The following is a 13,037-nucleotide window of genomic DNA, read 5'->3' as shown; positions in this document are numbered from 1 at the left end:
GCGTCCCGGGCGCCACAACCGCCGGAAAACCCAGATCACGCCGGTACTGCCGGCAACGGTCGACCGCTCTCTCCGTCTCCGCCGAGACCGGACCGATGGTGCACGTCGGCCAAGGCCCGCGGCAATGACTTGCTCTAGTGCGCATCACACACCGCCTCGACGCGCTTCCCCATCGCCGGTTCTAAAACGTGCTGCATAACCATCACCCCTACTGATTCCGGTTCCCGCGTCGTATCTGCGACACGAGTGCCGACCTGCGCAGCTGAGATGTGACGGCCGACACAGATACCATAGAGTGGTCAAGATGACCAATGCAAGAGATAGTCCCTAAAACCGGTTCATCAGATGCTTACAGATGCCCGTGTAGTCTTTGTTCCTCAGTTGCCTGACCTGGAAAGGACCGATGTGGCGCCGCTTTCGCCGACCGTCGCTCGCTGGGAACTGACCTCACGAATCCGGATGCACAGCGCCGAGCTCGGCTTCACTGGAGCGATGATTGCCCAGCATCTCGGGTTCTCACCGACCTACTGGTCCAAGATCGACAAGGACCGCAAGGTCCTGGCCGAAGACAAACTTCGACTGCTCTTGGACCTGTTCGCCCTGAGCCAGGAAGAGCGCGAGGACCTACTCACCCTCAGGGCCGCCACCACCCAGCGAGGCTGGTGGGTCAAGTTTCCGAATCTGTTCAGCACCGAGCACCAACGACTGTGGGGCCTGGAATACGGTGCATCGGAGCTCAGCTGCTACGAGAGCCTGCTAATTCCGGGGCTACTGCAAACCCCGAACTACGCCAAGGCGCTCATCGACGGCGACGATATCTTCATTCCAAAGAAGGAAGTCCCGAAGCGCGTTGAAGCCCGCATGATCAGGCAGCAACGCTTGACCGGCGACGACCCGCTGCAACTGAACGCTGTGATCAGCGAAGCTGCGCTGCATCAGGAGATCGGCGGCCCCGAGGTTCTTCGCGAACAGCTGCTGCACCTAGCGACGCTCATCCGAAATCACCCGGACACCATCGACATCCGGGTGATGCCGTTCAAGTCGCCCAAGGGCTACCTGATCGGCGGAGCCGCTTTCTACGTGATCGAGTTTGACCGGCCTTTGCTGCCAACGGTGGGATGGCACGAGTCGGCCGCAGTCTCCGGCATCATCGAGAACCCGGACCTTGTGCGCGATCTCTCGGTGGCATTCGAAGCGGCCCAGCGTAATTCGCTGGATCCAACGGATACGCTGGCATTGATCGAAGACGTCGCAAGCAGGTTAGGACAGTAGCTATGGGTAACGGCGGTGAGACCGGACACCGCGGGTGGTTCAAGTCCTCGTTCAGCAAGGACGCGAACTCCTGTGTGGAAGTACGGTTCTCGGACGATGGCACGGTCCACATTCGAGACAGCAAGTACCAAGGGCGGCGCGACGATCAACCGACGATTGCTATCCCTGCTGACGACTGGGACGAGTTCCTCCGTCTCGCCGCAGACGGTGACGAGTCTCCGAGCGAACTTATCGTTCCCGTAGTTGAGCATGACGAGCACACGGGCAGCACGACCGTGCGCGATGCCGTTGGCACCAAACTTGTGTACACCGCACGCGAATGGAACGCCTTCACCTCGGGGATTCGGGCAGCGGAGTTCGCCCTTACATCAGCCTGACCGGTCGAACTTGTAGGTTCTCAGAAGTCGTGGCGGAATCTCAGAACGTTTGGCGGTGACGTGGCGGATCCGCCACGGTTCTGAGATTCCGCACACTTCGCTGGCACATTGGCATGCTCGGCAGGTGCGGTGATCGAAGCGACCTCCGCCGACCGGCTGCCCTGGTTGTTCGTCGGCATTCCATCCGATGATCAGCTCGAAGTGCGGTGGTCCGACTGCCCCGTTAAGTAGCCGAATACCGTGCGTTCAGTTGGCCGTACTGGTCCGCCATCACGATCGCACCGAGATGCGCTTACCCAACTGACCGCCTGAACCCGCACCGCCTACCGCGCCGACCAGAACGGTCACGACGGTGGCCTGCCGAGAACTATTGCAACACAACACATTCTGTTAGATTCTCGCCGGGCCCTCGGTCAGCGCCCCGGGCCGAGGACACAGAACTCGTTGCCCTCCGGGTCGGCCAGGACTGTCCACGGCACGTCGCCCTGGCCGATGTCGCTGTCGGTGGCGCCCAGCGCCCGCAGCCGGGCCACCTCCGCCGCTTGATCGTCACCGGCGTACGGCAACAGGTCGAGATGCACGCGCGTCCACACGGTCTGCACGCCGGGCGTACGGACGAACTCCAGATAAGGGCCGACACCCTTGGCTGAACGCAATCTCGCGTGATCATCGGTCACCTCGTGCAGGGTCCAGTCGATCGCCGCGCCCCAGAACCGGGACATGGCCCGCGGATCCGCGCAGTCGACCACCACCGCGGCGATAGGCCCGGTGTCGCGGTAGATCTCCCGAGGCTCCAGCACACGGAACATGTTGCCCTCCGGGTCGGCCAGGACCGTCCACGCGACGTCGCCCGGGCCCACGTCGGCGGGCCTCGCACCGAGATCGGCGAGGCGCGCGACCAACTCCGCGTGATGGGCCGCGGAGGTGGTGGCGAGATCGACGTGGACCCGGTACTTCACCGTTTCGGGGTCCGGGACGGCAACGACATCGACCCAGACAGCGACGGGGTCCGGCCAGACCAATCCGACGGGTTCAACGTTGGTCACGCCGGGTCCCTCGCTGGAAACACCCCAGCCCAGCGCCTCCGCCCAGAACCGGCCTAGCGCGGAGTCATCTCGGGCCTTGATGTTGACTTGAACAAGCCGTGTCGCCATGCGGGTGATCCTATGCACGTTGTCCTGCAACGGCATACACAAATTTCGACGCCGAGTAGAGATCAACTCACTCCCCACCGCGACACTCAGCTCGCCCAGCACAACCCGAGCTATCGCGCTGCTGTCCTCGCCACGCTCGGCAAGCATCACGGGCTCAGCGGTACTCGTCGACGCGGGCCTGAGTAAACCGTCTGACTCCCACCCGGTCGCCTTGACGATTCCGTCTGGCCGGCCGGTGTTCAACAACGATTGATTTATCGACACAGCTATTATGCTCGGAGCCCCTAATCGACCCTGCCCCACTGAGAGTGCCGGAGAAATCCTTTGAGAGGGATGGCGGTTCAGCGCCGCGACCACCCTCAAACGAACGTCCGGTATGCCGCTTACCGCGCGGTCTGTCGACGAAAAATGATGCGGCTCAACATATCCGGCACTAGCCGATGAGCGGGTGTTCGGGAACGCCGCCTCAGCCAATCGATGCACCGCAGTCCATGACTTAACCTCGACACAGGACCTGGAGTAGGTGGAACAGGTGGGCTTCCCCACCAGTAAATACTGCTGTCATCGACTCGGAGGTTGTCCAGTGCCCTGCTGAACGGTTCGCCGATGTCGGAGTCCGCGACGTCGCGACCATACCCCCGGATCCGGAGCAGCGGTCAACCGGGGGGAGTACATGCTCGAAACGTGTTGTCACGAGGGTCATAAGCCGAGCTCCCCAACGCAAGGCGGCCATCGAAATACGGGGGTCGGTAGACGACCACGAAGGTCCACTCATCCTCGCGGCCCCTGTCGGGTGTGGCAGCATGGGCAGTACTCAGATCGACCACTGCCCATGCCCGACTAGTTCGCCACAGGTTTCTCTGCCGAGTCTTTTCGGAGTCTGATGTCCTGGAGGAGCCCCCATCCGAATCTCAAACGGTACCACTGATCACGATCGGTATCTCGGGCATTGTAGGTGGCGTAGCTTCCCCAAGTCTCTGTACGTGTTATCTGATCAAAGTTGCCTACCAAATCTCTTTCGGTAAAATTCCATGGCGTTATGCCACTTTCGGTATAGTGGCCAGTAAATCTTACGAATTCAGCATTCGACAGCACTTTTCCCGAAGGGTCGAAGGTTAACACTACATCGAATTCCGGCCAGAGAGGAAAATTGTACGCGTAAGCTTGATGGTCCGGGCGGGCAGGGGAGCTCACGCAAACCTCGCTCAGCATTGTTCGGATCTTCTCCGCCGAACCACCCAGCGAAAGCTGGGTCGATCTTTGAATATTTTCGAGGCTGGCATCCATGTCGTCGATCGAACACCCTAGCTCGGCCAAAGCGGTAGTCAGCAAAGATTCAGGCGGGTCCATTGTCTTCAATAGATATAGTTGAAAATCCATTACTCCAAGACTGTCCGAGGACACAGGAATCCTTTCAACGATCAGAAATGATAGGGCTCATTATTATAGATGTCGACATCAGCATGGAGGGGATCGGGGACTTCTGCCGAAGGGTAGACGCTCACTTTACCTGCGTGCACTGAACCATCGAGGGAAATGATCAGAGCGTCTGTCTTTGCTCCCAATCTTGATCCGTAAACAACCACGCTGCCATCTCTCAACACATGTGGTTGACCAACCCCGTAGAACGCCGCCGTCGCAGCCGCAAGAGCGACTAGCGCGGCATCTCTCTGACCGAGCCCGAGTTCACTAACCTTCGCACTGATCTCCTCCGATACACTTTCTATTTCACCCGCCGATTTCGCTGCTTTGGCGTCCTCGCCAATCACCCGACCCACCTGAGCTAGCTGCTCATCTTTGTTAGGTGGTGTCTTGCCCGACTCGTAATTATCAGCTAGTGACTGCGCGACCCTCAGAAGAATGTGTCCCAACGCGTCGCCCGCTGCTATCGCCGCCCCGGCCCCGGCTCCGATCGTTGCCACCATGAGCGATGCTGCACCTGCCAACGTGCTCCAACCGACGGGCATTTCCCCGGTGTCTGGTGTCCGCCCGTTCAGGTCTTTGCGGTTGATGGGGTCGGCGTTGGCGTAGTCATAGTTGTTGGCGGATCCACCGGAAACTGGATCGGTTTGCAGGAATCGTCCGAGTATGGGCAGGTAGGTGCGGGCGCCCATTTCAAGGGCTTGTTGGCCGGCGAGGTGTTCGACGGGTATTCTGTGCTCACCCAGATATCCGAAATCGAGGCCGCCGGAGGCGGTGTCTGGAATCGGAATGTCGCCGATGACGCCGGTGGTGGGGTTGATATTCTGACCGAACGGGTCATACAGGTGAATGCTGCCGGTACGTGTGCCCGCGCTGTCGGCGGTGAACAGGATATCGCCGTGGATGTTTGGATAGGAGAACGTGCTGGGCTTGTTATCGGTGTACGTCTTTGTGAGAAGTACGCCGCCGGATAGCGGCAGGGTTCGCTGGAGCAGGTTCCCGTTGCCGTCGAGGACGAATTCAATGCTTCCTGTCGGGCCGGTGTAGCCGTAGCGGTTAGTGCTGGAGGTCGGTGAGTCGTTGCTCTTGGTTTGGACCGACCGCATCATGATGCGGTCGTTGACGTCACGCGTGTAGTTGACGGCGGTCCCGTCTGCGGTGCTGGTCGAGAGGTGGCGGCGGGTCGAGTCATAGCCGAGCGTGTCACCGCCGATCTTCGTCGCGTTGCCGTAGGCGTCATAGCTGAATGCCAAAGTGGTGGCACCGTTTGTTGAGATTAGCCTGTCCGCGTTGTCGTAGCAGTAGTTGGTCGTAGCTGCCGGAGCACTGTCGAAGCTGTCGGTGAATGATGTGCGGTTGGAGTTGAGTCCTGCTTTTTTGTCGGGTCCGCACCCGTTGTCCCCTGCATAGGCGTACGCCAGCTGGTGGTGTGGGACGGCGGCGGCGATCAGGCGACCGACACCGTCGTAGGTGTATGACGACTTGGCTGTCGCTCCGGAGCTGTCGGTGATCGTGTCGTCGGTTATTCGCTGGTCACGAGCCCGAGTCACCGTGTCGGAAACCGTCGACCCGCCTGCCTTCCAGGTGAGGGCGCTGAGAACACCAGCGTCGTCACGGCCGATCGCCAGACTGGAACCATTGCCGTAAGTTGCGCCGCTCAAGATCCCGGCGTCGTAGCCTGGTGTAGCCACTGTGACCCCGTCCAAATCCATGCTCGTGAGGAGAGTGGCGCTGTCCCAGTGATAGTCGATGGTGGAGGTGACGCCCTTGATGATGCTGGTGTCGCGAACCTTACGACCCTCACGATCATATCGACTGGTCGTGACCACACCATTGGCGTCGGTATAAGACACGAGCTGCCCAACCAGGTCGACCATGATGGTGGTCGGACCGGATTCATCACTGACCGTCTCGACGAGCGGGTTCCCGTTGACGGCGTAGTCGTAGGTGACTGTGCGAGCGGGACGGCCGTCCATCGCCGGGTAGGACTGTTTGATTATCCGGCCTCGGGCGTCGAAGCTGGTGCACGACCATGGTTGAGTGTTGATCCGTGACGCGACTACCCGTCCGGCGCCGTCATACACGGTTTCGGCAGCATTGGCCGATCCGTCAGCGTTCTTGGCCGCAGTGAGGGTCTTGACCATGCCGGCCTGGCTCACCGCCGCAGACTGCGAGTCGCACGGGTTGACACGGGTTTCATTGTCCCCGTAGTAACTGTAGGTGGCGCGTTGAGCCGCATCGGTGATGTCGCCTCCTGGCAATGCTTGTGCAAGTTTCCGCAGGTAGCCTTGGCCGGGGCGTTCATAACCGTTGTGGCGCACGAGGTTCACACCATCCGGGTCGTATGTCGCCGAGGTTTCCAGTGCGAGCACCGGATCGATCCCGTTCGCGGGATCTGCGAATCCGGTCACGACTTTTTTCGATGGCGCGTGCCCCGCGTTGGGGTCAGCGGCGTTGTCGGCTACGTTGCTGGTCTGCAGACCGTACCGAGGTGCCAAGCTTTGACCGGGCACGGTCACCGGATTGTCGGTGCCGGGAGGTGTCCAGGTGAAGTTGAGTGCACCGGTCTTGCCTGAATGGTTGTAGTAGTCGATCCGGATCCGGTGCCAAGTATCCGCGGTGGTGTTGGTGTATGTGCCCGGGACGGCGGTTGAGTTCTTGTCGGTCCAGGAGTTGATGATCGAGACGTCATCGATCCATAGCCGAACACCGTCAACCGCGGTCAGGCCGAGCTTGTAGGCGCCTGCTGCGGGGAACAGGGTCTCACCGGTGAACCGGCCTGACCAGCCGTTATCGTTTGCGACGGGTGGATTGGCACCCCAGTTCGCCGACAAAGAGCCGTCTTGGGTGCCGACGCCGGTCTGCCAGATAGCAGGGGTACCCGACAGGAGCGGGTTGGCGTAGAACTGGGCTTGCAACCCGGCTATTCCCTCGTCGTATCCGGTGTGAGCGTGCGGAATCGTGCTGGCACACGCCGTTGTCGGCAGCTGACCTTGGAAACACGACGCCGGAGCCGGGCCGTAGGTGTCGGTCAGTCGATCCGCGTGATCATAGACATTCGTCGTGCGCCGCCCGGTCGTGTCCACCACGGCGGTCGGCTTGTCCTTCGCATTCCATTCCATATTCGCGGTGAATCCGTCCGCATTGGTCGTCGCCAACGCACGGCCGGAATTATCGAAGGTCACCTTCTTGGCATTCGTAACGTCGGGAAGGTAGACGCTCGCGTTGTACTCGCCAGGTCCGCCGTAGAGGTAGCCGTGGCTCATTTGGTTCGTGCTGGGCCTGGCGTCGCCCGTCGGCATCGTGATCTTCGTGGGTCGAGCGCCAGGCTGATCGCGGCCCACGACCTCCCACGCGTCATAGAACGAGTCGTACTCGATCTGAAAGCGGTCATTGAGACCATCCGGATTCGCCGACGCCGTCGCCAGCCAATCATTGATCAACGGCGTGCGCATCTGCATCAACGGGCCAATGGCATCACGCAACTTCTGTGCCTGTGCACTATCGGCGCCGACCTTAGGGATCTCAATATTGGCACTGAGCTCGTCCAGATAGGTGTAATCGCCGACGTCGTTGCCGGGGTTCTCGACCCGGTCCAGCGTTCCCGCGATCGAATACCACAACCGTGTCTCCGTGCCATCCCAGTACTTGATCCGGCACAACATCTGCGACGGCGCACTGCCAATCGCACCCGGCGGTTTTGTCGCGCCACCGTAGCAGCTGTCACTGCTGTCGGTGTTGTAGTACAGAGTGTGTGAACGCTTTGACACCGGATCCTTGACCTGTATCAACCGCGATGGTGTACCACCATAGACGTACTGCAATGCGGCAGGCTTCTTCGAATCCAGTACCGACGATACCGCTCCCAACGTGCCATCGGAATTAAACACCGAAGCTATATCGCCCTCGGTGACAGTGATCTTCCCCGAGTTGTCGACAGCGAGCACACCATCCTCATTCGCGGGTGGTGTATAGCCGCCAGCGGAAGCTTTGCTCCAGGTGTGTTTGGCCCCGGTGCCGTCAGTCAGTACGACCGAGCCGTCCAGCATCTCCGCCTTGCTGTAGTTACTGCCCTGCACCGACAGTGTCCAACCGTTGGGCAGTGGTGATGGATCCGAAGAGAACAGCCAATCGGTCTGGACAATCTGCGGACTGAGATTGAAGCTTCGCCCGCCACTGTTGGTGGCGCTCCTGGTCCATAACACCATCCGTGGCGTGTCGGTCGTGTGGTGATATAGCTCGATCTTGATCGGAACCCGCACACCGGCAGTCAGTGACACATCCTGGGATCCCTTGGGGCCCGCAGTAGAGAAGTCGCCGGCCAGACCGGAAGTGTTCGGGTTGTCGTAGACCAACTGGTTGTTGATCCAGATCCGCGCGCCTTCGGCGTGTACGCCATCGAAACGGAAATCGCCCGTGGAAGGTGGCTTGAACTGACCTTCCCACCGAACTACATACCAATCCGGATTCAGCCCTGAGGGAATCGGATTCGGCTTCCATGGCAGGTTGTCAGAGGAATTGCTGAGTACGTTGCCCCAGTCCAGGTTCACCTGCGGCTCGGTACGCACCATCACCGGAACGTCATCCGGCTTACCGGTGTGAGTGGAATCGTTGAAATATGAAGCCCGCACGCCATGGGGCTCACCCTGCCGAGAGTTATAGGCCAGAGCAACACCCGATTTTCCACCGACCGAAACGAACTGGGGACCTCCCGTGCCAGTGTGGACATTGCCATTGAAAAGATTCACTTCGATGGGGCCTACTGCATCGATCGTGGCCTTCCCCGTATCACCAACACGCTGATTTACGGTGAAGTGTCCGACCCATTGCGGAGTCGTCATGGTCGCACCGCCAGACAGCGCGGTGAGCACCGTCCATGTGTACTTGCCTCCATCATGAAGCACATTCGTAGGCACAGACCAGGTCGGATCCTTCAGGCAGCCCGAGTCCACTACGCTGCCGGAGCGGCCATCGAATCCGGTCGCCACCTTGAAGCAGTACAGGGTGCCGTCGCCGGACGGGTTCGTGACCGGGCTCACCGCCAATGTTGGTGTGGGCGTGGCAATCACGCTCTCATCGGCCGGTGCAACCAGGGTGGTCGGCGGTGGTGCGGTGCCGTAATCGACAACCAAGCTGGCCTGTAACGTCTTGAACGAGACGTCATCGGTTTCCCCACCCGAGAGCAGGAACCAGGCGTTGTTGTCCTTCGCGGTCACGCGATCGGCGATGTAGCCGGTCAGCGTCGAGGAGAACATCGACCCCGAATCGCCCAGCAACGCTGACGCCAACTGCGGGCCAGTGGCTTTGTAGCCCAAAGGATTCGACGCCTGATACAGATTCGATGTCACCGGCGCCGAGGTTCCAGTCTGGCCGGTGCGCTGAAAATCCATCCGGGCGCCGATCACAGTCTTGCCGAACAACGCAGCGAAATCGAAGCGAAATGCCGAGCGCCAGAACAGATTCGCGTTGTCCGGCCGGGAGTTGCCGACCTGGATCCCGCACGTGTTGTCGCATTCGGGGGCGCTGCCCGAGGAGTACGCTCTTGTCTCAGCGGTATTGCCGAACCCGTAGGTGTAAGTAGGGTCGACCGTAATCGGGAAGGCTCGCTTCTTGTCGGTCAACCAGCCCTTGTCCACCGACACCGTCAACGACCACGAATCCCCTTTACGCGCAAGGGAATACTTCCCACCCGTACGCGCCGAAGCGGCCCTCTTCTTGTCCTTAGCGTTTTTGTCGGCCGAATCGAACACCTGAATGGGCGGTAACGCCGCGACCTGCACAGCCTTGCCGTCGGTGACTACTACACCATCACCCTTGACCTGTGGAGTCAGACCGTTACCGAGCTTCATCGTGAACACCCAACGGCCGTCACCAACAGCCTTGGCCTCCTTCACGATCACCGCCTCTTTAACCGCGCCTGGCTCCACCGTGTACTGCAGGTCCTGCCCTGGCATCACCTCGCGGTAGGTGACCGTCGAACCCGACACCTCCCGCTGCGTCTTGTGCGCACCATCGAGCCCCAGCGACACCGGGGCGTTGCCCGCGTCGACCTGAACCAGCGCCGGATCATCTGCGTAAGGCGCGAACTGTGCGTGCGCACCATCACGCGCCGCGGCCGCGGTCTTCGAACCGGGCTTGTCCAGCACCCGGGTGTCCATCGGCACCCACCCACCGTGCTCGTCACGCACACTCACCGGTGTCTGCGACAACACCACCGAATGCGAACCATTCTTGTTGACGTACTCGACCGAGTTCTCGGTCCGTGACGCCTCCTTCGACGTCTTCGGATCGAAACCCTCGTGCGTCCCGGACGAGGTCGTCCCCGCCCCCAGCAACGGCGCGAAATCGGCTTTCGGCTGCGCAGCAGGGTTCTGCCGCAACGGTTTCGGATTGTCGACCGGACTCAGCACCGGCACGTCACGAGGTTTCGACGGTCCGGCCAGCGCAGGTGGCGACAACACCACGTGCACCAGCGATACCGCCATCGCCACCGCCACCACGAACACGGCAATACGAACAAACGACGACCACGCGACATGACGCAGCCGGGCGCTGGGGTTTGCGGCGGCGGCACTTAGCCGTGCCAGCGCGGTAATCGTCGCGGGGACGGCGGCGACCCGAAACTTCCGGGCATGTCGACGCTGACCGCGTATCTGGTTATACCGACTGAATGTCATAGTCCCCTCCTGCTCACCGCTGATCAGGAGACATCCGCACTTGGCCGTCGAAATGCCCACAGGCCCAAGGGAATTACTCCTAGCTCGATGCTAGGGCGACAAGATCACCGGAGGGAATGAGGCGTCATCTGGGGAAGGAGCGTGATCGGGGTGGAGCAGGGGTCATGCACCGAATGTGCAGAAGGCGGCAGCCAGGACTGGGGAAGTCGTGCCCCGGCCGAAACACACCGCGAATTGCGGAAGAATTTGTGCTACAACAGAAGTCGGCCGGGCTGCAACCTGGCGCAAGCAGGATCGAAGTAAGCGAACAACAACAGGTCAGCCCGCAATCGAGACGTGTAGACAACGGGGATAGTTCGAGGCCCGTCGCTTTGTGCCAGCGAGCCCCGGATAAATTGGCAGAGCCCCGGCGGGGTCGATTCCCGCGCGAAGAAATCGAGGCTGCTTTCAGAATCTCGTTGGCCTCCTTCAGATCTCGGACTTCTCGTTCGAGCTCCTTGATCCGCGCCTGCTCGACACTTCGTCACACCGGGAGCCTTCCCGGTGTCGATCTGGCCTGCTTCACTCGAAGGGGACAAACGCTTCTCTGAACTATGAGATCCGGCGGGTAGGCAGGGTCGGGCGGATGAGTTCGAGCAACTGGCCGTGCAGGGAGCGGGTGCTGATCAGCGCCGAACTGGTCCGGACAGGAGCGGGCCGCCGTCGAGATCGGTGACCACACAGCCAGCCTCTTCGACGATCACCGGCAGGGGTGCAAGGTCTTCGTAGCCTTGCTCGGTTCCGCCGATGACGATCGCATCGATCAGTCCGATGAGGAGCCCGGTTATCCCACCGAGGTAACCCGTGATGTTGACGTTCAGGTGCAGGATCGTGAGTAGGTCGCTGGGCCAGCGGCTGGGATTGACCATCTGAACGCGGGTGTCGGCCATCTCGGTGGTGTGCCGCAGGATCGGTGTGGTCTCTGCGCTGCCGGTCCGAATCCGGCAGCAGCAGCCGGAGGATGCGGCGAAGCTGATGCGGCTCTACGGTGCGGATCCAGATCAGGTTGACCGCATCGAATCGCTTGCTCGAAGAGCGGACGAGGGGACTCAGCTTGCCCCATACAGCGAGGTATTGCCCGACTGGTTCCGCACCTTCGCCGGCCTCGAGGCTCTGGCGGCAAGTCAGTTCACTTATCAGGCAATGACGCTGACTGGCCAGCTTCAGACCGAGGCTTACGCCACCGCCTTGCTGAGTGGTGGTTTGCAGATCGCGCCGCTGGATCTGCCACGGGCCATCAAGGCTCGGATGGCTCGTCAGCGGCTGATGAACGCTGAGAACCCATTGCATCTCGAGGTTGTGGTAGAAGACGACACCCTTGGACGGCTCGTCGGCGGACCCGAGGTGATGTTGACGCAACTGCGGCATCTGCTCGATCTGATGAAGCAGCCCAACGTCAAACTGCAAGTCATGCCGAAAACCGCAGCGGTCCATGTCGGTCTCGACGGAGACTTCACGCTGCTGGGATTCAGTGAGGCGGAAAGCATCGGCTACATCGAGTACCAAACCGGGTCCGTGTACGTGCAGGATCCTGCCCAAGTCGCGCTGTATAAACTGATTGCTGATCGGCTCCGGGCGTTGGCTCTGTCCACTGATGAGTCGGCTCAGGTCATCCTGGACCACGTCGATCGTCTTCAACGAGCGTAGGAGCACAGAATGATTTCCCGGGACCGCCTCACATGGCGGACCTCCAGCCGCAGTGGGACAAACGGCGGGCAGTGCGTCGAGATAGCGTTCGACGCCGAGGCACGACTCGTGCTGATGCGTGACAGCAAATTCCGGCGCATCCCGCAAGACTTTCGCGTTGATGAGCCCGTGATCGAGATACCTGAGGCCGATTGGTCAGCCTTTCTCGCTGCGGTGACCAGCACGACGGTACGAACGCCCCGACAAACTCCCGCGATAGTGCCGCGCTCCTCTGGTGAAGTCGCGGTCCGCGGAGCGGATGGAACCACCCTGACCTTCACGGCTGAGGAGTGGTCCGCCTTTGTGGAGGGTGTTTTGGACGGTGAGTTCGCAGCCGCATAAGGGTCGGAACCGATTGATCACCTCAGGAAAGCGAGACCTTGATCTGTGGATGGCAACGCGATCGACGT

At 60.7% G+C, this 13,037-nt stretch carries 8 protein-coding genes; 4 read left to right on the top strand and 4 right to left on the bottom strand.

Going from position 1 to position 13,037, the window contains the following annotated elements:
• Positions 1–345: 345 nt before the first annotated feature.
• A complete protein-coding gene (locus OG203_RS16515) occupies positions 346–1,272 on the top strand; it encodes a Scr1 family TA system antitoxin-like transcriptional regulator (protein WP_405166537.1) in 927 nt (308 codons plus the stop codon).
• 2 nt (positions 1,273–1,274) lie between these two features.
• Positions 1,275–1,649 carry a DUF397 domain-containing protein gene (locus tag OG203_RS16510; protein ID WP_405166536.1) on the top strand — a complete coding sequence of 125 codons (375 nt, stop codon included), beginning with the start codon at positions 1,275–1,277 and terminating at the stop codon, positions 1,647–1,649.
• A gap of 413 nt (positions 1,650–2,062) precedes the next feature.
• Here the strand turns inward: OG203_RS16510 and OG203_RS16505 are convergent, their stop codons facing one another.
• The 4 genes from OG203_RS16505 to OG203_RS16490 form a co-directional block, all read right to left on the bottom strand.
• Positions 2,063–2,803 (bottom strand): VOC family protein, encoded by a 741-nt coding sequence (locus OG203_RS16505; protein ID WP_405166535.1) that lies wholly within the window; start codon positions 2,801–2,803, stop codon positions 2,063–2,065.
• Positions 2,804–3,643: 840 nt separating this feature from the next.
• Positions 3,644–4,183: a hypothetical protein gene (locus OG203_RS16500; RefSeq protein ID WP_405166534.1), complete on the bottom strand. Its 540-nt coding sequence runs from the start codon at positions 4,181–4,183 to the stop codon at positions 3,644–3,646.
• Positions 4,184–4,224: 41 nt separating this feature from the next.
• The gene (locus OG203_RS16495) at positions 4,225–10,902 is read right to left on the bottom strand and encodes a PA14 domain-containing protein (RefSeq protein ID WP_405166533.1); all 6,678 of its coding nucleotides are present in this window, start codon (positions 10,900–10,902) and stop codon (positions 4,225–4,227) included.
• Positions 10,903–11,567: 665 nt separating this feature from the next.
• The gene (locus OG203_RS16490) at positions 11,568–11,831 is read right to left on the bottom strand and encodes a hypothetical protein (RefSeq protein WP_405166532.1); all 264 of its coding nucleotides are present in this window, start codon (positions 11,829–11,831) and stop codon (positions 11,568–11,570) included.
• On the opposite strand from OG203_RS16490, the gene OG203_RS16485 reads away from it, so the two are divergent.
• Together OG203_RS16485 and OG203_RS16480 are read left to right on the top strand one after the other, a co-directional pair.
• On the top strand, positions 11,821–12,588 hold the full coding sequence (locus tag OG203_RS16485; RefSeq protein ID WP_405166531.1) for a DUF5753 domain-containing protein: 768 nt from the start codon (positions 11,821–11,823) through the stop codon (positions 12,586–12,588). The two genes, OG203_RS16490 and OG203_RS16485, sit on opposite strands and share 11 nt — an antisense overlap.
• Before the next feature lie 9 nt (positions 12,589–12,597).
• The gene (locus tag OG203_RS16480) at positions 12,598–12,969 is read left to right on the top strand and encodes a DUF397 domain-containing protein (protein ID WP_405166530.1); all 372 of its coding nucleotides are present in this window, start codon (positions 12,598–12,600) and stop codon (positions 12,967–12,969) included.
• Positions 12,970–13,037: the final 68 nt, after the last annotated feature.

This window comes from Nocardia sp. NBC_01499, from assembly GCF_045040275.1.
Classification (GTDB): Bacteria; Actinomycetota; Actinomycetes; order Mycobacteriales; family Mycobacteriaceae; genus Nocardia.
The sequence above is the reverse complement of the archived record's forward strand: the minus strand, read 5'-3'. Positions and strand labels throughout refer to the sequence as shown.

Coding starts and splice junctions, on each gene's coding strand:
- OG203_RS16515 (WP_405166537.1), top strand. CDS start 346: ATGCTTACAGATGCCCGTGTAGTCTTTGTTCCTCAGTTGCCTGACCTG.
- OG203_RS16510 (WP_405166536.1), top strand. CDS start 1,275: ATGGGTAACGGCGGTGAGACCGGACACCGCGGGTGGTTCAAGTCCTCG.
- OG203_RS16505 (WP_405166535.1), bottom strand. CDS start 2,803: ATGGCGACACGGCTTGTTCAAGTCAACATCAAGGCCCGAGATGACTCC.
- OG203_RS16500 (WP_405166534.1), bottom strand. CDS start 4,183: ATGGATTTTCAACTATATCTATTGAAGACAATGGACCCGCCTGAATCT.
- OG203_RS16495 (WP_405166533.1), bottom strand. CDS start 10,902: ATGACATTCAGTCGGTATAACCAGATACGCGGTCAGCGTCGACATGCC.
- OG203_RS16490 (WP_405166532.1), bottom strand. CDS start 11,831: ATGGCCGACACCCGCGTTCAGATGGTCAATCCCAGCCGCTGGCCCAGC.
- OG203_RS16480 (WP_405166530.1), top strand. CDS start 12,598: ATGATTTCCCGGGACCGCCTCACATGGCGGACCTCCAGCCGCAGTGGG.